The following is a 23889-nucleotide window of genomic DNA, read 5'->3' on the forward strand; positions in this document are numbered from 1 at the left end:
GGCGACGAGTCGCTAATCAATATTGGATACAATTTGCCTATTCCAGTAGCGGTATCATACGCGGGATTAAAGTTAGGGCAAGACTGCAGAATCTGCCCATTTTACGCTACAATCGTACCAATTTACCTTGGGCCGGGAGAGTCCCTTCAGGGTGAGGCAGTTAACGTGACGCAATACATTGTTGCCCTGACCAGCGGTATCGGCAGTGGTAAAAGCACGGTGGCCAACGCCTTCGCCGCCCTCGGCGTGCCCCTGGTGGATGCCGACGTGATCGCACGGAAGATGGTCGAGCCGGGCAGCCCGGCCCTGCGTGCCATCGAGCAACGATTTGGTCCGGCGGTGCTGAACGCGGACGTGTCGCTGGATCGCGCCGCGCTTAGAGCGCGTATTTTCAGCGATCCGAAAGAGAAAGCCTGGCTTAACGGTCTGCTCCATCCGCTTATTAAACGGCAAACCGAGCAGCAACTGCGCTCCGCCCGCGCGCCGTACGTGTTGTGGGTTGTGCCGCTGCTTATTGAGAATAACCTGCAACAGCGCGCCGATCGGGTGCTGGTGGTGGATGTGGAGCGCGAGGTCCAGATCGCGCGCACGCTCAGCCGGGACGGCGTCAGCCGCGCGCAGGTGGAGAACATTTTGGCGGCGCAGGTGCCGCGTCAGCGGCGTCTGGCCTGTGCGGACGATATTATTGATAATAGCGGGCGCCCCGAGGAGATAACGGATCGCGTTGCTACTTTGCATCGACGCTATCTTACGCTTGCGGCATCAGCAACCCGACAGGATAAATCACCATGAGTGACGTTTACTCGGCAACGGTGCTGTTTGAACACCCGTTAAATGAAAAAATGCGGACTTGGCTGCGGTTGGAGTTCCTACTACAGCAGCTTTACCGGCATCCGGCTTTAAGCGAAATCGCCAACGCGCTGACGTTTTTCCGTACTTTAGCCGATCTGCTGGACGTCCTCGAACGTGGCGACATCCGCAGCGAAATGATCAAAGAGCTGGACCGCCAGCAGCAAAAATTGCTGCAGTGGGAAGGCGTGCCCGGCGTCGACAGTGAACGCGTTAGCGCCCTGCGCACCGATTTCAAACGCTGCGCCACCACGCTGATGGCGGCCCCGCGCCTGGGCCAAGCGCTGCGTGAGGATCGCCTGATCGGCGCCGTGCGCCAGCGGCTATCCATACCCGGCGGCGGCTGTAGTTTTGACCTGCCGGCGCTGCATATCTGGCTGCATCTGCCGCAGCCGCAGCGCGACGCCCAGGTGGATGGCTGGCTCCAAACCCTGGATCCGCTCAACGCCGCGCTGACCCGCATTCTGGATATCGTGCGCCATTCAGGCCCGTTCAAAAACCAAATCAGCTTAAACGGCTTCTTCCAGGATAACGCCGAGGAGGGGGATTTGCTGCGGTTGCGCATCCCTGTCGAGCATCAACTCTATCCGCAAGTTTCCGGCCATAAAACCCGTTATGCTATCCGTTTTTTATCCCTGGACAGCGAGAACGGCGTGGTGCCGAACCGCCTGCCGTTTGAACTGGCCTGTTGTTAGGAGCAATTAATCATGAGCGACGATATTGTTAACGTCACCTGCCCAACCTGCGGCAAAGGGGTAGAGTGGAGCCAGAAAAGCCCGTTCCGGCCGTTTTGCAGCAAACGCTGCCAGTTGATAGATCTTGGCGAATGGGCGGAAGAGGAAAAGCGTATTCCAAGCGATGTGCAAATCACCGACAGCGACGAGTGGAGTGATGAAACCCGCCACTGTGCAGATTCCGACGACCCTGTACACGATTCTGTGTAAATGCCTTTTCTCAGAAGTGACCGTCCAGGCGGTCACCGAACTCGATAATAAAACGGCTCATTGCCATGCGCCAGTCCCTCAAAGGCATTGTCCATTTCTGTGAGGCCGCCTGTATCGCCAGCCACACCACCTTTTTCACTGCGTCGTCGGTCGGGAACACCTTGCGCTTTTTGATGGCATGCCGGATCACGCTGTTTAACGACTCGATGGCGTTGGTCGTGTAGATCACCTTGCGGATGTCCGTTGGGTAGGCAAAGAACGTGGCCAGATTGGCCCAGTTTGCCTGCCAGCTTCGACTTATTTGCGGGTAGCGGATGTCCCCAGGCACTGGAGAACGCTTCCAGCGCCTGCAAGCCGGCTTCTTCCGTAGGGGCCTGATAGATAGCTTTCAGGTCGCGGGTGACGGCCTTGTAGTCCTTCCAGGAGACGAACCGCAGGCTGTTGCGCACCATATGCACGATACACAGCTGGAGCCGCGCCTCCGGATACACCGCGTTAATAGCGTCAGGGAAACCTTTCAGCCCGTCTACGCAGGCGATAAGGATATCGTTCAGGCCGCGGTTTTTCAGCTCTGTCAGCACGTTCAGCCAGAACTTTGCGCCTTCATTTTCGGCCAGCCACATACCTAGCAACTCTTTCTGGCCTTCGATGTTGATGCCCAGCGCCAGGAACACAGATTTGTTGATGATGCGGCTGTCCTGCCGGACTTTTAGAACGATACAGTCAAGATAAACAATGGGATAGACTGCATCCAGAGGCCGGTTTTGCCATTCGACAACCTGCTCCATGACCGCATCGGTGACCTTTGAGACCAGCGCCGGCGAGACATCGGCGTCATACAGCTCTTTGAACGCGGCGGCGATCTCGCGGGTGGTCATCCCTTTTGCGTACAACGATAAAACCTGGTTATCCATCCCGGTAATCCGGGTCTGGTTCTTCTTCACCAGTTGCGGTTCAAAGGAACCGTCACGATCGCGCGGAGTACGCAGCGCCAGCGGGCCATCGCCAGTGGTAACGGTTTTTGTGGAATAGCTGCTGCGGGCGTTGGTCCCCGGTTTAGGCTGATTTTTATCGTAGCCGAGGTGATGGGTCATTTCGGCATTGAGAGCTGCTTCGACGCTGATTTTTTTCAGTAGCCGATCGAAGTGACTGAAATCTTCAGGGGTTTTGAGATTTTTGGCCAGTTCGTTAGCCAGAGCCTGCAACTGTTTTTCGTCCATAAATTAACCTGTTTTTGATGTTGGATTGAACATATCAAAATCAGGCAAATACACAAATTTCTAAACAGGCTCAAACAGGCTCATTCCGACGTATCCGATCAGCTGTTCCGGCGACATCCGATCAGTTATTCCGATATTTTCCGATCACCCATTCCAGTGATATTCGATCACGTGTTCGCTCATCTTCTGACTCGGGTTTAGTCTATTTTTCCTGTGCTGGCTACTCCTTGCTCTTTGCGTAGTGATTCGCCTTTAAGTTCCAGTCTATAGCTGGGGTGTACTAACCGATCGAGTAACACGTCAGCTGTCGTGGGGTTTTCTATCAGTCCATACCATTTTTTCACCGGCAGTTGACTGATCAGGATGCTGCTGCTTTTGTCGTAGCGATCTTCCATCACCTCCAACAGCATCGTTGCCTGCATCGGACTTATTGATTCTAGGCCCACGTCGTCCAAGATCAGTAACTCTATTTTTTCTAACTGCTTAAGCTGTTTTAGATAGGTCCCGTCTACCTGACACTGGTGAAGATGGGCCAGCAACCGACCCACTCGCCAGTAACGCACGCTATATTGCTGCCGGCATGCCTGCTCACCAAGCGCACAACTGAGCCAGGTTTTGCCCGTACCTGTCGGCCCCGTGATGAGTATGCTTTTCTGATATTTCAGATATTGTCCCCCTAGCAGATCTCGCATCTGTTCCGGTGTCACTCCTCGGCTAGGGATATAACGGATATCTTCCGGTTTTGCCTGCAAGCGCATTTGCGATTGCCGTCGCATACGGCATATGTGGTTGTTTTTTCTATGCAAATTTTCCGCTTCTACCATCAGCGACAACCGCTCCTCGAACCCCAGCTCCCCATAACTCCCCGGGAGTTCGCGTTGCGTCTCCAACGCCTGGACCATTGCCGACAACTTCAGCTCTCGCAGAGCCATTAACAGTGTATCCATATTTATTCTCCTTAGTGATAACTGTCCGGACCTCGGAGGTTTTCGTGAACCAGCATTGATACGCCGGCTACGTCCTGGGTGACCTCACTTTCACGACCGTGTTTCAATACGTTGGCTATGAAAGAGCGGTTAATGCACCCTTTCTCCAACGCCAGCGCGCAGGCCTTCTCCAGTCGCGTCGTCTCATAGCGCCGTTGCAGATTGAGTAGCCCCAGCACGGAGCGGTAAGCCTGCTCCGAATAGGCTTTGCTCTTTTGGATGGACTCGACCACTTTCAGTGTGCACACACCCACCGACAGCGCCCAACTGCACAGCCTTTCCGGCGTCCACTGACTCTGCCCCTTATGGTTAGCCGGCATGTGCGCCGCCTGAGTCGTGTGCCTATAGGCGTTATCGCTGCGAGGGTGCGTAGCCACGCAGACGCCCTTATGGTGAATTTGCACCAGCCGTTGGGTGGCGATGACGTCAACGCGCTCGCCAACCAGCGGATGCGGCACCGAGTACCAGTTTTTGCCGTAGTCTATGTGGTAATCAGGTCCCACTCGGGCAACGAGATACTCACTGTATTCCCATTGTGTGGGCGGTAGAGGCCCAAGAGCCGGTTTGTCCAGCTGCTCGAAGCGTTCAAGGCGACTTTGTCCGCCGTAATGACGCATCGGGCGCAGATTCAACTCATGATTGAGTTCTCGTATCACCTGGTTGAGTTCGGCCAGCGAGTAGAACCTACGTTTACGCAACCGGGCCAAAACCCAGCGTTCTACCAGCTGCACAGTTGATTCTGCCTTCGCCTTGTCTTTCGGTTTTCTCGGGCGCGCCGGTAGCACCACTGCCTCATAGTGATTTGCCAGCGTCTGGTAGCTCTGGTTTATGACCGGCTCATAGCGGTCAGGGGTGCTGACAGCGCTGCGCAGATTATCAGGTATCATCAGCTCCGGAACCCCACCCATGAAGTGCAGGCAGCGGCTATTGGCGTTGAGCCACGATGCCATGTCCTGGCCTTCGCAGGCTTCGATATACGCATAGCCTGACACGCCCATGGCAGCGACGAAGATAGCGACCTGGCGTACGCTACCGGTCGCAGGGTTGACGATAGGTACGGTGGGGCCATAGAAGTCGATGAAGAGCTTTTCGCCAGCCTTGTGCTCCATGCGCATGGAACGCCGCTGCTTCTTTTTCCAGTCATGGAACAGTGCACAAAACTGTGAGTAACCGAGGGCATCACCGCCCACGGCGGACTGATATTCCATCCAGAGCAGCTGCTTGGTCATGCCCTTGCGGCTTAACCCGGTATCGATATCAAGCCAGCTGGGTAAGGTATTGATAACTTTTCCGGATTTGCCGGGATAGAGCAGGCGGTCGAGGTCGACGGGGGACAGTTCCGCCGGCAATGGCCAGACCAGGTTAGCTACCGTGAATCGGCCGAGGATATCGTGCACGGTAGTACAGCCTATGCCGAGCGCTGCTGCGATAGTGCGATTCGAGCGACGCTGCTCGAATTTCATACGTAATACATTAATATAGATGCACATTTCCGTTCTCGCTTTCTTCTTTTTACGTGCCATGCATGCCCCCGGAAGCTAAAAGTCTCCAGAGTATGGCGGAACAGAAGATGAGCGATCGGACAGAATCGGAATCGCTGATCGGGCGACCGGAATAAGTGATCGGATGAAATCAGAATTAGTGATCGGGTGAAATCGGAATCAGTGATCGAATGTGACCGGAACCAGCACACTGAGCGAACGGCGCCCGCAGCGACATACGTCACCGTCGCTGGCGGTACATCTTGGCGGTAGATGTCGCGTCCGGCACCTCTTTTTTCCCTCGGTCTTCTTTTCATCGAACCACTAACGTCACGCCAATCCTTCGAGAAATAAACACGTTTGCCGTAGAGGGACCGCCGCCCGCCGAGACATCGCGCCGCATCGAGTCCCCGCCCGCTGAGAAAGGGAGCGTGCCAGTCCGCCCTCCGTTGACCACCACTCAGCATCGCGCTGCCGCACGCTGGCCAATAGCGCGGGATTAATCCGCCGTCAGTTGGCGAATGATAGCCGCGTTGGCCGGCGGAAACTCTTCAGCCTTTAGCGCCTGCTGCGGGCACCAACGCACCGGCACTCCCTCGTTGCCGCAGGGAGTGCCGCGCCACTGCTCCACCAGAAAGAAATAAAACGCCAGCTGCCGCTCGGCGAAGTGATGCTGGGTCGTCGCCAGCAAATGGGCCTGCTCGACATCAATACCGGTCTCTTCACGCAGTTCGCGATACAGCGCCTGTTCGGGATTCTCTCCCGGCTCGACTTTGCCGCCGGGGAACTCCCAAAAGCCGCCCATGTGGACTTCCGCCGGGCGGCGGGCGATAAATATTTCCCGCCGGGCGTTACGGATGATACCCACCGCGATGGTTCGTATCGTCATAGCTGTCAGCGCTCCTTAAGGTTATCCCGCACGGCTAGGCCGCGCGTCTTAAAAAAAGTGTAACCTCTTTTCAATAAAACGCCCGGCGAACCGGGCGTGACGAACGACTGCTGGCCGCTTGGCATCGGCTTACTGCAATTTGCCGTGGCAGTGTTTGAATTTCTTGCCGGAACCGCACGGGCAAGGATCGTTGCGCCCGACTTTGCTGCCTTCCTGCGCCGAAGAAGCGCTGCCGGTGGCGAGTTCCGCCACCGGCGCCTGATGGCTTAGCTGCTGCTGTCTAGCCAGACGTTCGGCCTCTTCGCGCCGTTGCTGCTCCATCGCTTCTACCTCTTCCGGCATGCGCACCTGCGCCTTGCTAAGGGTGCTGATCACTTCATATTTCAACGATTCCAGCATGGCGGCGAACATCACAAAGGATTCGCGCTTGTACTCCTGCTTCGGATCTTTTTGCGCATAGCCGCACAGATGGATGCCCTGACGCAAATAGTCCATCGCCGCCAAATGCTCTTTCCATAGGGAATCAAGCGATTGCAACATGACGCCTTTCTCGAAATTGCGCATCATATCGCTGCCGACGATCTCCTCCTTACGCTGATATTGAACCAACGACTGCTCAAGCACGCGCTCACGCAGGGTCTCTTCGTGCAGGCCCGGCTCGTCGTCCAACCATTGGGCGATAGGCATCTCCAGATCAAAATCATCTTTCAAGCGCTGCTCAAGCCCGGGCACATCCCACATTTCTTCCAGCGATTGCGGCGGAATGTAGCTATCGAGGATAGTTTTCAGCACATCCACGCGGATGCTCTTAATGGTCTCGCTAATGTCCGCGACGTCGAGCAATTCGTTGCGCTGGGTGTAGATTGCGCGGCGCTGATCGTTGGCGACGTCGTCATACTCCAGCAGTTGCTTACGGATATCAAAGTTGCGGCTTTCCACCTTACGCTGGGCATTGGCAATCGCCTTGGTGACCCACGGGTGCTCAATGGCTTCACCCGGTTTCATGCCCAATTTACGCATCATGCCGGAGACGCGATCTGATGCGAAAATACGCATCAGGGCATCTTCCATCGACAGGTAAAAACGGGATGAGCCGGCATCGCCCTGACGGCCGGAGCGGCCGCGCAGCTGATTGTCGATACGGCGCGATTCATGACGCTCGGTGCCGATGATATGCAGGCCCCCGGCGGCAAGCACCGCCTCATGGCGCGGCTGCCAGGCATCTTTGATAGCGACGATCTGCTGCTCGTCCGGCGCTTCCAGGGCCGCGATTTCCGCCTGCCAGCTGCCGCCCAGTACGATATCGGTACCGCGGCCGGCCATGTTGGTGGCGATGGTCACCGCCCCCGGCTGGCCCGCCTGGGCGACGATCTCCGCCTCCATGGCGTGGAATTTGGCGTTGAGCACTTTATGCGCGATGCCGGCTTTTTCCAGCTCGCCGGAAACCAGCTCTGATTTTTCAATGGAGATGGTCCCTACCAGAACCGGCTGGCCGCGTTCGGTGCAGGTTTTGATGTCCTCGATAATCGCGTCGATTTTTTCCTTTTCCGTCATGTAGACCAGATCGGCCAAATCTTTGCGGATCATCGGACGGTTGGTGGGCACCACGATGGTATCGAGTTTATAGATGGAGCTGAACTCAAACGCTTCGGTATCGGCGGTGCCGGTCATCCCGGCCAGTTTCTCATACAGGCGGAAGTAGTTCTGGAAAGTGATGGACGCCAGCGTCTGGTTTTCATTCTGAATCGCCACGTTTTCCTTCGCTTCCACCGCCTGGTGCAGCCCGTCGGACCAGCGGCGGCCCGGCATGGTGCGGCCCGTGTGTTCGTCGACGATGATAACTTCACCGTCTTTGACGATGTAGTCCACATCGCGGGCGAACAGCACGTGGGCGCGCAGAGCGGCGGTCACATAATGCATCAGCATGATGTTGGCGGGGGAGTAGAGCGATTCGCCCTCCTCCATGATACCGGCTTTCACCAGCAGCTCTTCAATCAGCACCAGCCCCCGTTCGGTCAGGTTCACCTGGCGGGATTTCTCATCCACCGAGAAGTGGCCCTCGCCCTGAAAGCTTTCGGAATCCTCTTTGTCCTGGGGGATCAAATGCGGGATCAGTTTGTCGACGCGGCGATACATATCGGAGCTGTCTTCCGCCGGGCCGGAGATAATCAGGGGGGTGCGGGCTTCATCGATCAGAATAGAATCCACCTCATCCACCAGCGCGTAATGTAATTTACGCTGCACCCGCTCCTCCGAGCTGAACGCCATATTGTCGCGCAGGTAGTCAAAGCCGTACTCGTTGTTGGTGCCGTAGGTGATATCGGCGGCGTACGCGGCTCGCTTGGCCGGCGCCGGTAGCCCCGGCAGGTTGATGTCGACACTCAGCCCCAGAAACTCAAACAGCGGACGGTTGTTTTCCGCATCGCGCTGCGCCAGATAATCGTTCACCGTGACCACATGGACGCCTTTGCCGCTGAGGGCGTTAAGGTAAGCCGGCAGCGTGGCGGTCAAGGTTTTCCCTTCACCGGTGCGCATTTCGGCGATACAGCGATCGTTAAGCACCATACCGCCCATCAATTGCACATCGAAATGGCGCATGCCGAATACGCGCTTGCTGGCCTCGCGCACCACGGCAAAGGCTTCCGGCAGCAGGCTGTCGACGGTCGCCCCTTTGGCGATACGCTCGCGGAATTCGACGGTTTTGGCCGCGAGCTGTTCGTCGCTCAACTGCTCCATTGCCGGTTCCATCTGGTTGATGGCGTCCACCGCCGTGCTCATGCGGCGCAGAGTACGATCGTTACGGCTGCCAAAAATTTTGGTAAGTAATTTTGCTAGCATAGTCAGTCACATCTCATCACGGCCCCGTCCATCGGCGGCCAAAAGTCGTTTGCGGGAAAGTTACGGTCCTTCAGGGTCAGGCGGCCGCGCGCGGGCCGGCCCGTATTCCCTGCAGCTGCGCCAGACGGATGCCGGTACGGTGGTCGATGAAGACGACATGGCCCGTTTGACGCAGGCGGCGCACCGGCATCGGCTGCCGCGCTTCGCGATTGAGCAACAGGCCGAGAGTGGTAAGCAATACTTGATGCTGCACGCGCAGCGGCGCGACGGCCTCGGGCACCGGCGCGGGGACCCAGGCAATGGAGAGATGACGGATGACGGTGCGTATGGCATGCTGGTGCCAATAATCGACGGCGTAGGCGGGGCGACGCGGGACATCCTTCAGCCGCGCCAGCTGGCTGAAGCCGGCCTGGAAGACGCTTTGCCGGCTGAGGCTGACGCAGCTGTCGGCCTGGTGCAGCATCTCCTAAGCGCCGCCGGGCAATAACGGCACGCCAAATCCGGCCGCGACCATCCCCCACAGGAGATGCGACCAGAAATAACGTCTGCCAAATTGTCGCCAACGATTTAAAATACCCATTACCCGATAATGTCTTCCGCCGGAGTGTTGTTATGCGCGATAGTCGTCCACATCCCATCGACAGCCTGTTTGGCGACGCCGCCGAGACGGGCCGCGTGTCCCTCTCAAAGATTCAGCAGCGGGCCATCATGCTGCTTAAGCTCAACCGCGCGGTCAGCGCGCTGTTGCCGGCACCGCTGCGCCCCTGGTGCCGCGTTGCCAACGTCCGCCAGGGCGTGATGGTGCTGGAAACCGCCAATGCCAGCTGGAAGATGCGGTTACGCTATGAACAACCTCAATTATTATCCGCGTTAAGAGCGCAGATTCTACCATCATTGTCGTCCATCGACATCAGGATTAACCCTGGCTTGGCGAGAAAACAGGAATTGAACGCGCAAAATAACGACAGCGGCCGGCAACATCACCGGCCGCTCGGGGAAAAGCCGCGGCAATTGAGCGTACAGAGCGCGGCGTCTATTCGTCATGTGGCGGCGCGCAGCGAAGGGAAATTAAAGAACGCGCTGGAACGACTGGCGGAGCTGGCCGGAGAGAGTGCCAACCCCGCCCGTCGCGGGAAATAGACGCCTAACTGCTAACCCTGCCGGCGTAAGCCGGGACGCCGCCGTGAGGCGCTGCTCCACCGTCCGCCGACGACGCTCATGCCATAACGAAGGAAGGCGCCTTGAACGCCAGCGGCAGTTCCGCCTCGTCCTCGAAGGTCACCAGTTCCCAAGCTTCCTGGCGCGCCAGCACCGCCTGCAACAGCTTGTTGTTCATGGCGTGGCCGGATTTGAAGGCGGTAAAAGCGCCAATGATGTTATGGCCGCACATAAACAGGTCGCCGATGGCGTCGAGCATTTTGTGGCGGACAAACTCATCTTCAAAGCGCAGGCCGTCTTCGTTCAGCACCCGGTAGTCATCGACCACGATGGCGCAGTCGAAGCTGCCGCCCAGGGCCAGGCCGCGAGATTGCAGGTACTCGATATCGCGCATGAAGCCAAAGGTGCGCGCGCGGCTTATCTGGCGAACGAACGACTCCGCGGAGAAGTTCAGGAAATAACGTTGCGAGCTGGCATCAATCGCAGGATGTTTGAAGTCGATGGTGAAATCGAGCGTAAAGCCGTTATACGGCGCCAGCTCGGCCCATTTATCCCCATCCTCGACGCGCACCGCCTGTTTAAGACGCAGGAATTTTTTGGCGCAGTTAAGCTCCTCAATGCCGGCATCCAGCAGCAGGTAAACGAAGGGGCTGGCGCTGCCGTCCATGATCGGGATTTCAGGTGCATCCACTTCAACGATGATGTTGTCGATCCCCAACCCCGCCAGCGACGCGTTCAGGTGCTCAACGGTGGAAATGCGCACGTCATGCTCGTTCACCAAGCAGGTGCACAGCATGGTGTCGCGCACCGACCGGGCGTCCGCGGGGAAATCCACCGGCGGGTTCAAATCGGTTCGACGATAGATGACCCCGGTGTTTGCCGGTGCAGGGCGTAGTGTCAGTGTGACCTTTTTGCCTGTATGTAACCCCACACCGGTGGCCTGCATGATACGTTTTAATGTCCGCTGTTTGATCATCGGTTTCTCTCGCAATGTTTAACCATGCCGCCTACTCTGCCCAGTATAGAGGAGAGTGGGCGGGCCAGTTTAGCACAAAGAGCGGCATTTCCCAAAATGGCACGGTTTAATCCGCCTGTTTACGCAGGAACGCCGGAATATCCAGGTAGTCGAGTTCCTTACTTCCCTGGGCGTTTTGCTCATTGACCGCCTTGGCCGCCGTTTTCTGCTCCTGAGTGAGCGAAGACAAGCCCGCGGCGTGATCGCGGTAGCGGTTATCCATGACCGGCTGGCTGCTCTGCTTGTTGGTCACCAGCGTGATTTCCGGGCGCTTGTCCATGCCGATGCCGGTGGCCACGACGGTAACGCGCAGTTCGTCGTTCATATCAGGATCCAGCGAGGTACCGATGACCACGGTGGCGTTGTCGGAGGCGAAAGCGCGGATAGTGTTACCCACGGTTTCAAATTCGTCCAGACGCAGGTCGAAGCCGGCGGTGATGTTGACCAGTACCCCGCGGGCGCCGGACAGATCGATATCTTCCAGCAGCGGGCTGGAAATCGCCATTTCCGCCGCTTCTTCCGCGCGATCCTCGCCGCAGGCGACGCCGGACCCCATCATGGCGTAACCCATCTCCGACATGACGGTGCGCACGTCGGCGAAGTCGACGTTCATCAGGCCCGGACGGGTGATAAGCTCGGCGATACCCTGCACCGCGCCTTTCAGTACGTCGTTGGCGGCGCCGAAAGCGTCCAGCAGCGAAATACCGCGGCCCAGGACTTTCAGCAGCTTATCATTGGGGATGGTGATAAGCGAGTCGACATGCTTGGAGAGTTCAGCGATGCCCTGCTCGGCGAACGCCATGCGTTTTTTGCCTTCAAAGTTGAAGGGCTTGGTGACCACGGCAACGGTCAGGATACCCAGATCCTTGGCGACTTCCGCGACAACCGGCGCGGCGCCCGTGCCGGTACCCCCGCCCATGCCGGCGGCGATAAACACCATGTCGGCGCCCTCAAGCGCGGCCCGCAGCGCTTCGCGATCCTCCTCGGCGGAGTTGCGGCCGACTTCAGGATTGGCGCCGGCCCCGAGCCCTTTGGTGATACCGCTGCCGATCTGGATAGTCTGGCCCACCGCCGTCTTACGCAATGCCTGCGCATCGGTATTCACCGCGAAGAAGTCCACGCTTTCGATGCGTTCGCGCACCATATGCTCGACCGCGTTGCCGCCGCCGCCGCCAACGCCGATGACTTTAATCACCGCGTCGTTGGTTAATTCCATAGGTTCAAACATAATTTCTCTCCGTTTTGTTCCTGTCGCTTCGGAATCGGCCGCCTGCACAGCCGGGTTCCGTCTTGAAAATCGTTAAAATTCTTTGCGCAGCCAGCCGCTGAACCGCTTAAACCATGTGCTGACCGACGTTCGTCTTTCCACATCCACTTCGCCGCTTAAATGTGATTCTTTACCGTAATGCAGCAGCCCAACGGCGGTCGAATAATAGGGCTCCTGCGCATAATCCGTCAGACCGGTGATATTCAGGGGCTGGCCGATGCGCACCTGGGTATGGAATACCCGTTGCGCACAGGCCGCCAGACCGTCGATTTGCGCCGCGCCGCCGGTCAGCACGATGCCCGCGGCCAGATGGTGCTTTACCCCCTGCGCCCGCAGCTGTTCTTGTAGCTGTAAAATTTCATCGTTGACCAGGTTCAGCAGCTCGGTATAACGCGGCTCGATCACCTCGGCCAGGGTCTGGCGCTGTAGGCTGCGCGGCGGCCGTCCGCCGACGCTCGGCACTTCAACGCTTTCGTCCTTGCTGACCACCAACCCCAGTGCGCAGCCGTGGCGAACTTTGATCGCCTCGGCGTCGGTGGGCGGCGTGCCGAAGGCATAGGCGATGTCGCTGGTGACCACGTTGCCGGCATAGGGGATCACCTTGGTGTGGCGCAGCGCGCCGGCGGTATAGACCGCCATGTCCATGGTGCCGCCGCCGATATCCACGACGCACACGCCCAGCTCGCGTTCATCTTCCGTCAACACCGCATAGCTTGATGCCAGACCGGCGAAAATCAGTTGGTCAACTTTCAGCCCGCAACGTTCAACCGCTTTGACAATGTTCTTCGCCATATCATTATGGCAGGTAATCAGGTGAACTTTGGCCTGCATCCGCACGCCGGACAGGCCAACCGGGTTTTTTATTCCTTCCTGATAGTCAATCGCGTAATCCTGCGGAATCACGTGCAAGATGCGGTGCTCGTCGCGCACCCGCACCGATTTGGCGGTATGCACCACATTCTCGACGTCTTCCTGCGTCACTTCTTCTTCGGAAATCGGCACCATACCGATTTCATTCTGGCAGCTGATATGTTTGCCGGACAGGGCAAGATACACCGACGAGATCTGGCAGTCCGCCATCAACTCCGCCTGATCGATGGCGCGCTGCACGCATTTCACCACCGATTCCAAATCGTTAACGCCACCTTTGTCCATGCCGCGCGACGGGCAACTGCCGACACCGATGATATTCACCATACCATCGGGCAGCACCTCCCCTACCAGCGCGGCCACCTTGGCCGTGCCGATCTCCAGTCCTACTACCAGTTTTCTGTCCGTCGTCTTGATCATTGTTGTTCTGCCTGTGCCTGAGTCTGTTGCTGATTACTGTTTTCCGGCTCGATATAGGCCGCCGCCCATCCGATGGCCAGGCCCGAGTCATAGCGCAGGTCCACGTAACTTATGTGCTTATTATCGTTCCGGGCCTGCTGGAGCAGAACCGGATAAATCCCGATAAAGCGCTGCAGGCGCCTGGCTCTGTCGTCCCGGCCCAGCTCCAGCCGAGTATCGTCCTTTAGCGTTAACTGCCATGAATGGCGGGCGCTCATGCTGACCGCCTTGAGCTGAAACTTGGCGGCCGTCAGCACCTCATTCATAGTGCGGTAGCCGGTCAAGACGTCTTGCTCGCTGCCTTCCGGGCCATAGAGCATCGGCATGGGCTGATTGCCGATGCGCTCCGCCGGCGCGCTGAACACCTTGCCGCTGCCGTCCAGCAGATGTAAATCATTCCAGCCCGCCACCGGCACATATTCCACCACGTGGATTTTCAACTCGTCCGACCACTGTTTACGCACGCTCACCTGCTTAATCCACGGCATGCGCTCTATCTGCTGCTGGATGACGTTGACGTCCTGCGTCATAAAAGTACCCGGCGCTCCCTGCGCCAGAATCGCCTGGCGAATATCGTCATTGGTGGTGTAATGACGCTCGCCGGTCACCACCAGCCGGGACAGCGGTAAACGATGGGGGTCTTTCATCCAGCCCACAACCATCCAGCCTCCCCAGACGATGGTGCTAAGCACCATCAACAGGAAGATCAATCCCGCGAGCTGGCCGCCGTTGCTGCGTCCCGCAGCGGCCCTCTCCGTCTCACGGTTGCGTACGTTTATCGCCGCCTGCGACATGTCAGGCCGCTCCCGCCGCGACGACCGTCGGCGCATGCCGGCACCGGCCTGGCCGTTTAACCATGACGTCCCTCGCCCGGCTGCGGCTGCAGCCTGCTATCGGCCAGTTTACGGGCGATTTTGCCCACCGTGCCAGCACCCTGCATCAGCACCAAATCGTTATCCTCCAAGGCCTGCGCCAGCGTCGCCGGCAGCGCATCCATATCCGGCACCAAAATCGGGTCCACCTTGCCACGCCCGCGTATGGTGCGGCACAGGGAACGGCTGTCGGCGCCGGGGATCGGCGCTTCGCCGGCGGGATACACATCCAGCATCAACAGCACATCCACACCGGACAATACGTTGGCAAAGTCGTCGTACAAATCCCGCGTGCGGGTGTAACGGTGCGGCTGAAACACCATTACCAGCCGTTTGTCCGGCCAGCCCGCCCGCGCCACTTTGATGGTGGCATCCACTTCGGTCGGGTGATGACCGTAATCGTCAACCAGCATGACCTCACCCGTTTTACCGTTGACGTGGGTCAAATCATAGCTGCCCAAATCGTCAAAGCGGCGGCCCGTCCCTTGAAATTGCAGCATCGCCTGCAAAATACTCTCGTCATTGATGCCCTCTTCGGTCGCCACCGCAATCGCCGCCACCGCATTCAGCGCGTTGTGCCGGCCCGGCGCATTGAGCTCCACGCGCAAATCGGGCTTATCCTGCCGAGTGAGGGTAAAACTGCCGCGCGCGCCGTCCTGACGGTAATCGGTAATGCGCAAATCGGCATCGTCGCTAAAACCGTAGGTGGTAATCTGTCGCCCAACGCGGGGCAGCAGTTCGCGGATCACCGGATCGTCGATACACATCACCGCGCGGCCGTAAAACGGCAAATTGTGCAGAAAGTTGATGAATGTCTGCTTCAAATTCTCAAAGTCGCCCTGGTAAGTATCCATATGGTCGGCTTCGATATTGGTGATAATCGCCACCATCGGCTGCAAATGCAGGAAGGAGGCGTCGCTTTCGTCGGCCTCGGCAATCAGGTAACGGCTACAGCCCAGGCGGGCATGTACGCCGGCGGCTTTCACCAGGCCGCCGTTAACAAAGGTCGGATCCAGACCGGCCTCGGCGTAAATACTGGCCACCATCGCGGTTGTGGTGGTTTTGCCGTGGGTGCCGGCGATGGCGATACCGTGACGAAAACGCATCAACTCCGCTAACATTTCCGCGCGCTGAATCACCGGAATACGCGCCTCTTTGGCCGCCACAATCTCCGGGTTATCGGGGGCGATAGCGCTCGACACCACCACCACGCTGGCGTCGCTGATGTTTTCCGGGCGGTGGTTAAAATAGATCTGCGCGCCCAGGTCGGTCAGTTGCTGCGTCACCGCGCTCGGCGCCAGATCGGAACCGCTGATTTGATAGCCCTCGTTTGCCAGCACTTCCGCGATACCGCCCATGCCGGCACCGCCGATGCCGACAAAATAGATTTGCCTGACGCGGCGCATCTCGGGGACAAAAGTTCGCAGTTTAGCCAGTTGTTGTGTAGTCACAGTATTATCGCTTAAGTCAAAAAAAACGCTCTGGACGGCCCGTCCGGTCTTGTCGGCGCGCGGCTTAGACACCCGCCGCCGCCGCCACTTCCCGCGCCACCCGCTCCGTCGCGTCGGGAATAGCCGCCGCCCTGGCGCGCTGCGCCATACTCAGCAGCATCGGCCGATCCCAGCCTGCCAGCACGTCGCTGATCCGCTCGGCGGTAAAGGCCGGCTGTTCGATGATTTTCGCCGCGCCCGCCTGCTCCAGCGGCCGCGCGTTCCAATACTGCTGACAATCTTTGTGCATAAACGGCACAAACAGCGCCGGCAGACCGGCGGCGGCGATTTCGCTCACCGTCAGCGCGCCGGCGCGACATACCACCACATCCGCCCAAGCGTAGGCGGCGGCCATATCGTCGATAAACTCCACCACCAGGTGCTGCGTCTCGCCGGCCGCCGCGTAGGCCCGGTTGACCTCCTCCAGCGCCCCTTTGCCCACCTGATGCCACAGGGTCAAGGTGCCCGCCAAGCGGGCGGCGACCGCCGGCATGGTCTGATTCAGCACCCGCGCGCCTTGGCTGCCGCCGATCACTAAGACCCGAATCGGGCCGGTGCGTTCGAGAAAGCGCACGTCGGGCGCCGGCAGCGCCAGTACCGCATCGCGTACCGGATTGCCCACCACATCGGCATGGGGGAACGCGCCAGGAAACGCTTGCAGCACTTTGCGGGCGATTTTCGCCAGACCGCGATTAGTCAGGCCGGCGATGCCGTTCTGCTCATGCAGCACGACCGGAATGCCGCAGCTCCAGGCCGCCAGACCGCCGGGTCCGGAGACATAGCCGCCCATCCCCAGTACCACATCCGGCCGCCAAGCGCGCATGATGCGCCGCGCCTGACGCCAGGCGAGCCAGATGCGCACCGGCGCCATCAGCTGCGCTTTCATACCCTTGCCGCGCAGGCCGCTGATGCGAATAAAATCGATGTCGATTCCGTGCTGCGGCACCAAACTGGCCTCCATGCGATCGGCGGTGCCGAGCCAGCGAACCTGCCAGCCCTGCGCCATCAGGTGATGGGCAACCGCCAGCCCCGGGAACACATGTCCACCGGTACCGCCCGCCATCACCATCAGCCGCCTGGTCTTTTCCATCATCGCGGTCCCCTAGCAAACGCCTGCGCCTTGGCCAGGCGCGTCTCAAAATCCACTCTCAGCAGCAGTACAATCGCCGTCGACATAATCAGCAGGCTGGAGCCGCCGTAGCTGATTAACGGCAGCGTCAGCCCTTTTGTGGGCAGCATGCCGGCGGCGGCACCCACGTTGACCAGCGCCTGGAAGCTGAACCAGATACCGATGGAGCAGGCCAGGAAACCGGAAAAGCGCCGGTCGATTTCCAGCGCTTTGCGGCCGATGGACATCGCACGGAACGCGACTAAAAAGACCATCAGCAGCGCCAGCACCACGCCGAAATAACCCAGTTCTTCCCCCAAAATGGCGAAAATAAAGTCGGTATGGGCTTCCGGCAAATACTCCAGTTTCTGTATCGAATTGCCCAGACCCTGCCCCCAAAACTCGCCGCGGCCAAAGGCCATCAGCGATTGAGTAAGCTGGTACCCGCTGCCGAAAGGATCATCCCACGGGTTCCAGAACGAGGTCACGCGCCGCATACGGTACGGCTCGGCGATAATCAGCAGCACCACCGCGAAAATGCCCGAACCGATAATCGATAAAAATTGCCACAGTTTGGCGCCGGCCAGGAACAGCATCGCCAGGGTGGTGACAAACAGCACCACCACGGTCCCGAGGTCGGGCTGCGCCAGCAGCAGTACCGCCAGCAGCACCATCACGCCCATGGGTTTGCAAAACCCCCAGAAGTTAGTACGCACTTCCTCCACCTTGCGCACCAGATAACTGGCCAGATAGCAAAACAGCGCCAGCTTTGACAATTCCGCCGGCTGGATACGCAGCGGACCGAGCGCAATCCAACGCGACGCACCGTTAACCGAACTGCCAACCACCAGCACCACCAGCAGCATCACCAGGGTGATAAGCAACATTACTGAACTGTAGCGCTGCCAGACCGCCATCGGGATCCTAAGCGTTGCCAGCGACAGCACAAACGCCAGACCGAGGTAGAAGGCATCGCGCTTGGCGAAATAGAACGGGTCGTCCGACAGGCGCACCCCGATGGGCATCGACGCCGAGGTCACCATCACAAAACCGATACCGGCCAGCCCCAGCGTCAGCCACAGCAACGTGCGGTCATACAGCACATGGGTCGGCGCTTCCGGCTCGCGCGCCCCCATCACCCACGCCTTCAGGCGGGGAATCAATCCTAAACCGGGAATGCGCATCAGCCCACCTCCCACGCCAGGCGCGTGAAGACCTCACCGCGCACTTCAAAATTGCTAAATTGGTCCAGGCTGGCGCAGGCCGGCGACAGCAGCACCAAATCCCCTGCCCTCACCCGCGTGCCGATGATACGCATCGCCTGCTCCAGCGTCTCGGTGAGGGTGGCGGCGTCGGGATGCAGGGACGCCAGCTGCGCGCCGTCCTGCCCGAAACAGTACAGCTGCACCCGGTCGCCCTGCACCAAAGGCGAAAGCGGGGTGAAATCGGCGGATTTGCCATCGCCGCCCAGCAGCAAATGCAACGTACCCGCCACTGCCAGCCCGTTCAGCGCCGCTTCCGTGCTGCCCACGTTGGTGGCTTTGGAGTCGTTAATCCAGAGTACACCGTGGCGGTCATGCACCAGCTCAAAGCGATGCGCCAGACCGCGAAACTGCCGCAGCGCCGCCAGGCTGGCCGCCCGCGGAAGACCAATGGCGTCCGCCAGCGCCAACGCCGCCAGGGCATTAGTGTAATTATGGCGGCCGCCGACGGTCATTTCGGCGCAATCCAACAGCGGTTCGCCGCGCGCCATTAACCAGGTGTTGCCCGCGCGCTGGCTAAGATAATAATCGCCGCACTCAACGCCGAAGCTGACGCAGCACGCGTCATGTCCGCGTTCCGGCAGAGTGAGCGCATCGTCGGCGTTGACCACGCACACCGCGGCATTGTGATAAATTTCCAGTTTGACCGCCCGATACTGTTGCAGGCCAAGCGGATAACGGTTCATATGATCTTCGCTGATATTGAGCACGGTCGCCGCCGCCGCTTTCAGGCTGTGGGTGGTTTCCAGTTGGAAACTCGACAGCTCCAGCACATACAACTGGCGGGGCGCTTCCAGCAACATCAGCGCCGGCAGGCCGATATTACCGCCGACGCCCACCTGCCAGCCGGCGCCAGCGGCCATTTCGCCCACCATGCGGGTGACGGTGCTTTTGCCGTTGGAGCCGGTTATCGCTACCACCGGCGCCTGCGCCTGGCGCGCAAACAGCTCAATATCGCCGACAATAGCGATGCCGGCCGCCGCCGCCGCGGACAACGCAGGATGCGACAGCGGGATGCCGGGGCTGGCGACGATTAGCGTGGCGTCGAGCAGCCACGCCTCGTTCAACGATCCCAGGTGGCACGGAACATCGGCCGACAGCTTCTCCAGACCCGATGGCGTAAATCGGGTGTCCATCACCCGCGGCGTCACGCCGCGGCGGCGAAAGAAGTCAACGCAGGAAAGGCCGGTAAGCCCCAGCCCGATGATGACCACTTGTTCGCCCCGATAGTCCGTCATGATTACCGCACCTTCAGCGTCGCCAGCCCGATAAGGACCAGCATCAGCGAAATTATCCAGAAGCGCACAATAACGCGCGGCTCCGGCCAGCCCTTCAATTCATAATGGTGATGAATGGGCGCCATACGGAAAATGCGCTGACCGCGCAATTTGAACGACCCCACCTGTAAAATCACCGACAGGGTTTCCACCACGAACACCCCGCCCATAATCAGCAGTAAAAATTCCTGGCGCAGCAGCACGGCGATAGTGCCGAGCGCGCCGCCCAGCGCCAGCGAGCCGACATCGCCCATAAAGACCTGCGCCGGGTAGGTGTTGAACCACAAAAACCCCAGACCGGCGCCGACGATCGCCGTACACACCACTACCAACTCCCCGGCGAAACGCACGTAGGGAATATGCAGGTAGCCTGCGAAGTTCATGTTACCGGTCGCCCACGCCACCAGCGCCAGGCCGGCGGCGACGAACACCGTCGGCATAATCGCCAGGCCGTCCAGACCGTCGGTCAGATTGACCGCGTTGCTGGTGCCGACGATAACGAAGTAGGCCAACAACACATACCACAGCCCCAGCTGCGGCATAATTTCTTTGAAAAACGGCACCACCAGCTGGGTCGCCGGCGTATCTTTTCCCACCGCGAACATGGTGAACGCCACCGCCAGCGCTATCACCGACTGCCAGAAATACTTCCAGCGAGCGATAAGCCCCTTGGTGTCTTTGCGCACCACTTTGCGATAGTCGTCGATAAAACCCACGATGCCGTAACCCACTAGAACAAACAGCACGCACCACACATAGGGATTGGACGGATAGGCCCACATCAGCACCGAAATCGTGATCGACGTGAGGATCATCAGCCCGCCCATGGTCGGTGTACCGCGCTTGCTGAAATGCGATTCCGGGCCGTCATTGCGTACCACTTGCCCGATTTGCAGTTTTTGCAGCCAGGCGATAAGGCGCGGCCCCATCCAGAGCGACAAGAACAACGCGGTCAGCAGGCTGACGATGGCGCGGAACGTCAGGTATGAAAAGACGTTGAACCCCGAATAAAATTGGACCAGATGTTCGGCCAGCCAGACTAACATGGTGCTTTCTCCTGTAACGCGCGCACCACTTGATCCATTGCGGCACTACGTGAACCCTTCACTAATACGGTCATTACCGCCTGCTCTGACAACAACTGCGCCAGACGGGCGGTGAGCGCCGCTTTGTCCTGAAAATGCTCGCCCCGATCGCTAGGCTCACCGATAAGGTGGCTCAGATTGCCGACGCTTAATACCTTGTCGATACCGGCCAGGGCGACAGCTTCGCCCACCTGCCGATGGCACTCGGCCGCTTCGTCGCCCAACTCCGCCATATCGCCCACCACCATCACCCGGTAGCCCGGCATATCCGCCAGCAACTGCGCAGCGGCGGTCATGGAGCTGACGTTGGCGTTATAGCTATCGTCCAGCAGCAGTTGCCCGGCGCCGAGCGCGATGGGGAACAGCCGTCCCGGCACGGCCTTGAGCTGCGCCAGGCCGGCGGCGATGGCCGGTAGTCCGGCGCCCACCGACAGCGCCAGCGCGCTGGCGGCCAAGGCATTGGCGACATTATGCCGTCCCGGCAGCGGCAGCCGCACCGAGCACTTCCCGTGCGGGCTGTGCAGGATGAAACTCACCCCCTGCTGATCGCTTACGATGTCGCTGGCAAAGAAATCCACGCCTTCGGCAGCGTGTACGGCAAAACGCCAGACCGCTTTGTGGCCCAGCATCTGTTGCCAGTGCGGCCAGTCGTGGCTATCGGCATTGAGGATGCCGCGGCCGTTGGCCGGCAGTCCGGCGAAAATTTCACCCTTGGCCTGCACGACGCCCGACAGCGAACCGAACCCGGCCAGATGCGCGGCGGAAAGGTTGTTTACCAGCGCGGTTTCCGGCCGCACCAGATCGGTCGTCCAGGCAATTTCGCCGAGATGATTGGAGCCCAGCTCAATCACCGCGAAATCATGCTCCGGCGTCAGACGCAGCAGCGTCAGCGATACGCCGATATCGTTATTGAAATTTCCCTCGGTCGCCAGCACGCGCCCGCACTGGCGCAGGATAGCGGCGGTCATCTCTTTGACCGAGGTTTTGCCGGAGGACCCCGTCAGGGCCACCACCCGCGCCGGCACCTGCTGGCGCACCCAGGCGCCCAATTGCCCCAGCGCGCGGCGGGTATCGGCGACAATCAGCTGCGGCACGTCCAGCGGTAGCCGGCGATTGACCAGCAGCGCCACGGCGCCGGCGGCGACCGCCTGTTCGGCGAAATCATGGGCGTCGAACTGCTCGCCCTTCAGCGCGACAAATACACTGCCTTCGGCCGCGCTCGGCGCCCGCGAGTCGGTGACCACAAACAGGATAGTGCGATCGTCGCCCACCCGTTCGGCGTTGATCACCGGTGCGATAGCGCTGAGAGTAAAGGGGATCATGCCATCACCCCCAGAGCAGCCGCGCCACGGTGGTGCGGTCTGAGTAGTCCAGCCGCTGCTGACCGATGATTTGGTAATCCTCATGGCCCTTGCCGGCCACCAGCACCAGATCCGCCGGCGCGGCCTGCATAATGGCGCTGGTTACCGCCTCGGCGCGGCCTGAAATCGTCTGGGCGCGGCCCTCATCCAGCAGACCGCTCTTAATGTCGTTGATAATGTCCTGCGCCGCTTCCCCGCGCGGGTTATCGTCGGTAATAATTACCCGGTCGGCGTACTGTTCGGCGATAGCGCCCATCAGTGGCCGCTTGCCTTTATCGCGATCGCCGCCGCAGCCGAACACACACCAGAGTTTACCGTGGCAATGCAGTCTGGCCGCCGTCAGCGCCTTTTCCAGTGCGTCAGGGGTATGGGCATAATCTACCAGCACCGTGGGACGGCCTTCGGCGTGAAAGACTTCCATGCGGCCGCAAACCGATTGCAGGCGGCTGGCGCTGTCAAACAGCGCCGACAGCGGGTAGCCGAGCGCCAGCAGCGTGGTCAGCGCCAGTAACAGGTTACTGACGTTGAATTCCCCGATTAATTGGCTGTGGACGATCCCATCTCCCCAGCTGGAGCGGAAGGGAATATCCGCGCCGCGCGCATGATAGCGTACCTCGCCCGCACACAGCCAGTCGCCCTGCCGTTCCGGCGGCAGCGCGCCGCTGACCGCTACCGCGATCGCCTGCGGCAATTGGTGCAGCCAGCGCCGGCCGGTGGCGTCATCGGCGTTGATAATGCGCTGACCGACGTCAAGCTCGCCGAACAGCCGCCATTTGGCCGCTTCGTACTGCGCCATATCGCCGTGATAATCTAAATGGTCGCGGCTCAGATTGGTAAAGACCGCAGCGGCGAAATGCAGACTGCTGACCCGGTGCTGCACCAGGCCGTGGGACGAGACTTCCATCGCCGCGAAGGTCGCGCCCTGGCGCTGCAACTGCGACAGCAGCTGCTGGACTTCGACCGGTGAGCCGGTAGTGTTGTCGGCCGGATGGATGTGGCCCAGCACGCCGTTGCCGACGGTGCCTATCACCGCACTGGTCTCGCCCAATAACTGCGCCCATTGAGCCAAAAGATGCGTGGTGGTGGTTTTGCCGTTGGTGCCGGTGACGCCAATCAGGCGCAGCACGTGCGACGGCTGCTGATAAAAGCGCCCCGCCAGCGCCGATAACCGCTCTTGCAGCCGGTGAAGATAGATGACCGGCACGCCGTGCAGCTCACGCATTTCACCTTCTTCGGCTTCGCCTTCCGCTTGTGCCACGACGGCGGCAACGCCTTGCGCGATCGCCTGGGGAATATAGCGACGCCCGTCCGTCTGATGGCCGGCGACGGCCACAAACAGATCGCCCGCAGTCGCGGTGCGGCTGTCCAGCGTCATTTCCCTCAGCACGCGTCCCGGCGCGTTAGGCACCCAGGGCGCGAGCAGCTCACGCAAATTACGATCGGTCACCTGATGCCTCT

19 protein-coding genes and 2 pseudogenes are annotated in these 23889 nt (G+C 59.6%); 4 read left to right on the forward strand and 17 right to left on the reverse strand.

Annotated features, from left to right (window positions below; genetic code table 11):
- Positions 1–165 precede the first annotated feature (165 nt).
- From coaE to yacG, 3 genes are read left to right on the forward strand one after another with little or no spacing between them, the layout of a single operon-like run.
- Positions 166–792, forward strand: coding sequence for a dephospho-CoA kinase (coaE, locus tag SOPEG_RS10970; protein WP_025245367.1), 627 nt, complete (start codon positions 166–168; stop codon positions 790–792).
- Positions 789–1544, forward strand: coding sequence for a cell division protein ZapD (gene zapD, locus SOPEG_RS10975; RefSeq protein WP_025245368.1), 756 nt, complete (start codon positions 789–791; stop codon positions 1542–1544). Before coaE ends, zapD begins: the two co-directional genes overlap by 4 nt.
- A gap of 12 nt (positions 1545–1556) precedes the next feature.
- A complete protein-coding gene (yacG, locus tag SOPEG_RS10980; RefSeq protein ID WP_025245369.1) occupies positions 1557–1793 on the forward strand; it encodes a DNA gyrase inhibitor YacG in 237 nt (78 codons plus the stop codon).
- Positions 1794–1803: 10 nt separating this feature from the next.
- Here the strand turns inward: yacG and SOPEG_RS10985 are convergent.
- The 6 genes and pseudogenes from SOPEG_RS10985 to secM all read right to left on the reverse strand — a co-directional run bounded on the left by SOPEG_RS10985 (position 1804) and on the right by secM (position 9787).
- Positions 1804–3013: pseudogene (locus SOPEG_RS10985) on the reverse strand (IS256-like element ISSoEn2 family transposase).
- Positions 3014–3210: 197 nt separating this feature from the next.
- Entirely contained in the window at positions 3211–3960 is a 750-nt protein-coding gene (gene istB, locus SOPEG_RS10990) for an IS21-like element ISSoEn3 family helper ATPase IstB (protein WP_025245370.1), read from the reverse strand.
- An 11-nt stretch (positions 3961–3971) separates the two neighbouring features.
- Positions 3972–5522: an IS21 family transposase gene (gene istA / locus SOPEG_RS10995; protein ID WP_025245371.1), complete on the reverse strand. Its 1551-nt coding sequence runs from the start codon at positions 5520–5522 to the stop codon at positions 3972–3974.
- A gap of 457 nt (positions 5523–5979) precedes the next feature.
- Positions 5980–6369 (reverse strand): 8-oxo-dGTP diphosphatase MutT, encoded by a 390-nt coding sequence (gene mutT / locus SOPEG_RS11000; protein ID WP_025245372.1) that lies wholly within the window; start codon positions 6367–6369, stop codon positions 5980–5982.
- Between the two features lie 129 nt (positions 6370–6498).
- The gene (gene secA, locus SOPEG_RS11005) at positions 6499–9207 is read right to left on the reverse strand and encodes a preprotein translocase subunit SecA (RefSeq protein ID WP_025245373.1); all 2709 of its coding nucleotides are present in this window, start codon (positions 9205–9207) and stop codon (positions 6499–6501) included.
- Between the two features lie 76 nt (positions 9208–9283).
- A pseudogene (secM, locus tag SOPEG_RS11010) lies at positions 9284–9787 on the reverse strand (secA translation cis-regulator SecM).
- Positions 9788–9819: 32 nt separating this feature from the next.
- Between secM and SOPEG_RS11015 the strand changes: the two are divergent.
- Positions 9820–10347: a DUF721 domain-containing protein gene (locus SOPEG_RS11015; RefSeq protein WP_025245374.1), complete on the forward strand. Its 528-nt coding sequence runs from the start codon at positions 9820–9822 to the stop codon at positions 10345–10347.
- A gap of 76 nt (positions 10348–10423) precedes the next feature.
- Here SOPEG_RS11015 and lpxC read toward each other — a convergent pair whose 3' ends face one another.
- The 11 genes from lpxC to murE all read right to left on the reverse strand — a co-directional run bounded on the left by lpxC (position 10424) and on the right by murE (position 23878).
- Positions 10424–11341 carry a UDP-3-O-acyl-N-acetylglucosamine deacetylase gene (gene lpxC / locus SOPEG_RS11020; RefSeq protein WP_025245375.1) on the reverse strand — a complete coding sequence of 306 codons (918 nt, stop codon included), beginning with the start codon at positions 11339–11341 and terminating at the stop codon, positions 10424–10426.
- Between the two features lie 106 nt (positions 11342–11447).
- Complete coding sequence (gene ftsZ, locus SOPEG_RS11025; protein ID WP_025245376.1) at positions 11448–12608, reverse strand: cell division protein FtsZ; 1161 nt, start codon at positions 12606–12608, stop codon at positions 11448–11450.
- Between the two features lie 72 nt (positions 12609–12680).
- Positions 12681–13937, reverse strand: coding sequence for a cell division protein FtsA (ftsA, locus tag SOPEG_RS11030; protein WP_025245377.1), 1257 nt, complete (start codon positions 13935–13937; stop codon positions 12681–12683).
- Positions 13934–14770, reverse strand: a complete 837-nt coding sequence (ftsQ, locus tag SOPEG_RS11035; protein WP_025245378.1) for a cell division protein FtsQ — start codon at positions 14768–14770, stop codon at positions 13934–13936. Before ftsQ ends, ftsA begins: the two co-directional genes overlap by 4 nt.
- A gap of 56 nt (positions 14771–14826) precedes the next feature.
- The gene (gene murC, locus SOPEG_RS11040) at positions 14827–16299 is read right to left on the reverse strand and encodes a UDP-N-acetylmuramate--L-alanine ligase (RefSeq protein WP_025245379.1); all 1473 of its coding nucleotides are present in this window, start codon (positions 16297–16299) and stop codon (positions 14827–14829) included.
- Between the two features lie 64 nt (positions 16300–16363).
- A complete protein-coding gene (gene murG / locus SOPEG_RS11045; protein WP_025245380.1) occupies positions 16364–17431 on the reverse strand; it encodes an undecaprenyldiphospho-muramoylpentapeptide beta-N-acetylglucosaminyltransferase in 1068 nt (355 codons plus the stop codon).
- Entirely contained in the window at positions 17428–18630 is a 1203-nt protein-coding gene (gene ftsW / locus SOPEG_RS11050) for a cell division protein FtsW (RefSeq protein ID WP_025245381.1), read from the reverse strand. The genes murG and ftsW overlap by 4 nt, the downstream gene beginning before the upstream one ends.
- Positions 18630–19946 carry a UDP-N-acetylmuramoyl-L-alanine--D-glutamate ligase gene (gene murD, locus SOPEG_RS11055; RefSeq protein WP_025245382.1) on the reverse strand — a complete coding sequence of 439 codons (1317 nt, stop codon included), beginning with the start codon at positions 19944–19946 and terminating at the stop codon, positions 18630–18632. The genes ftsW and murD overlap by 1 nt, the downstream gene beginning before the upstream one ends.
- Before the next feature lie 2 nt (positions 19947–19948).
- Entirely contained in the window at positions 19949–21031 is a 1083-nt protein-coding gene (gene mraY, locus SOPEG_RS11060) for a phospho-N-acetylmuramoyl-pentapeptide-transferase (RefSeq protein ID WP_025245383.1), read from the reverse strand.
- Positions 21025–22392, reverse strand: coding sequence for a UDP-N-acetylmuramoyl-tripeptide--D-alanyl-D-alanine ligase (gene murF / locus SOPEG_RS11065; RefSeq protein WP_025245384.1), 1368 nt, complete (start codon positions 22390–22392; stop codon positions 21025–21027). The genes mraY and murF overlap by 7 nt, the downstream gene beginning before the upstream one ends.
- A gap of 4 nt (positions 22393–22396) precedes the next feature.
- Positions 22397–23878: a UDP-N-acetylmuramoyl-L-alanyl-D-glutamate--2,6-diaminopimelate ligase gene (gene murE, locus SOPEG_RS11070; protein WP_025245385.1), complete on the reverse strand. Its 1482-nt coding sequence runs from the start codon at positions 23876–23878 to the stop codon at positions 22397–22399.
- Positions 23879–23889 lie beyond the last annotated feature (11 nt).

This window comes from Candidatus Sodalis pierantonius str. SOPE (assembly GCF_000517405.1).
In the GTDB taxonomy this organism is placed as follows: Bacteria; Pseudomonadota; Gammaproteobacteria; order Enterobacterales; family Enterobacteriaceae; genus Sodalis_C; species Sodalis_C pierantonii.

Excerpts from the sequence above, each read along its gene's own strand:
- murF (WP_025245384.1), bottom strand. The coding sequence starts at position 22,392 with ATGATCCCCTTTACTCTCAGCGCTATCGCACCGGTGATCAACGCCGAA.
- secA (WP_025245373.1), bottom strand. The coding sequence starts at position 9,207 with ATGCTAGCAAAATTACTTACCAAAATTTTTGGCAGCCGTAACGATCGT.
- ftsW (WP_025245381.1), bottom strand. The coding sequence starts at position 18,630 with ATGCGCATTCCCGGTTTAGGATTGATTCCCCGCCTGAAGGCGTGGGTG.
- lpxC (WP_025245375.1), bottom strand. The coding sequence starts at position 11,341 with ATGATCAAACAGCGGACATTAAAACGTATCATGCAGGCCACCGGTGTG.
- ftsA (WP_025245377.1), bottom strand. The coding sequence starts at position 13,937 with ATGATCAAGACGACGGACAGAAAACTGGTAGTAGGACTGGAGATCGGC.
- ftsZ (WP_025245376.1), bottom strand. The coding sequence starts at position 12,608 with ATGTTTGAACCTATGGAATTAACCAACGACGCGGTGATTAAAGTCATC.
- murD (WP_025245382.1), bottom strand. The coding sequence starts at position 19,946 with ATGACGGACTATCGGGGCGAACAAGTGGTCATCATCGGGCTGGGGCTT.
- istA (WP_025245371.1), bottom strand. The coding sequence starts at position 5,522 with ATGGCACGTAAAAAGAAGAAAGCGAGAACGGAAATGTGCATCTATATT.
- zapD (WP_025245368.1), top strand. The coding sequence starts at position 789 with ATGAGTGACGTTTACTCGGCAACGGTGCTGTTTGAACACCCGTTAAAT.
- yacG (WP_025245369.1), top strand. The coding sequence starts at position 1,557 with ATGAGCGACGATATTGTTAACGTCACCTGCCCAACCTGCGGCAAAGGG.
- mutT (WP_025245372.1), bottom strand. The coding sequence starts at position 6,369 with ATGACGATACGAACCATCGCGGTGGGTATCATCCGTAACGCCCGGCGG.
- mraY (WP_025245383.1), bottom strand. The coding sequence starts at position 21,031 with ATGTTAGTCTGGCTGGCCGAACATCTGGTCCAATTTTATTCGGGGTTC.
- murG (WP_025245380.1), bottom strand. The coding sequence starts at position 17,431 with ATGATGGAAAAGACCAGGCGGCTGATGGTGATGGCGGGCGGTACCGGT.
- SOPEG_RS11015 (WP_025245374.1), top strand. The coding sequence starts at position 9,820 with ATGCGCGATAGTCGTCCACATCCCATCGACAGCCTGTTTGGCGACGCC.
- ftsQ (WP_025245378.1), bottom strand. The coding sequence starts at position 14,770 with ATGTCGCAGGCGGCGATAAACGTACGCAACCGTGAGACGGAGAGGGCC.
- istB (WP_025245370.1), bottom strand. The coding sequence starts at position 3,960 with ATGGATACACTGTTAATGGCTCTGCGAGAGCTGAAGTTGTCGGCAATG.